Origin of the sequence: Paraburkholderia sp. SIMBA_054, assembly GCF_046534875.1 — a bacterium.
Classification (GTDB): Bacteria; Pseudomonadota; Gammaproteobacteria; order Burkholderiales; family Burkholderiaceae; genus Paraburkholderia; species Paraburkholderia hospita.
This window is the reverse complement of sequence record NZ_JAWRXV010000210.1, coordinates 1-556: the sequence shown is the minus strand read 5'-3', so window position 1 is coordinate 556 and position 556 is coordinate 1. Positions and strand designations below refer to the sequence as shown.

Here is a 556-nt window from a genome sequence, read left to right as displayed (position 1 = left end):
GTCGGCGCCGATCAGCACTGGCGTGCTGGCGATGCCCTTGGCGGCGAGCAGCGCCTCGAGGATGACGGTGTGGTCCTTGCAGTCGCCGTACTGGCTGTCGGCGATGCGCTCGGCCGGATTCGGTTCCAGCCCGCCGTTGCCCAGGTACACCGCCACGTAGCGGATGTTGCGCGCGACCCACTCGTACAGCGCGGCGGCCTGCGCGCGGCGATCGGTGATGCCGGCGGTGACCTGGTCGGCCAGCGCCTGGATCTTCGGGGTGACCGCGGCGGCCTCGCCGGCCTTGCGCTGGTAGGCCAGGCCCATCTGCGACCAGTCGGCGAAGGTGCTGGCCATGATGGTCGGACTGAATTCCCACGCCGCGGCGGTCCAGTTCTGGCTTTTCGTCGGCTCGGCGCGGCGGTAGCGCCATTCCCAGCGCGCGACGCCGTCCCTGAGCGTCGGTGTCGTGCCGCCCTGCACGCCGCGCGTCCACAGGTGCATCGGCAGGTTGGCCGGGGCGGTCAGCGTCACCACCGCATCCTGGTACTGCGAGAACACGCTGAAGGTCTCCCAC

Annotated in this window: 1 protein-coding gene; it reads right to left on the bottom strand. The window is 70.7% G+C overall.

Annotated features, from left to right (window positions below):
• Window positions 1-556, bottom strand: a 556-nt coding sequence (locus tag SB822_RS54805) for a transglutaminase-like domain-containing protein (protein ID WP_410858813.1), incomplete at both ends; no start/stop codon positions are given.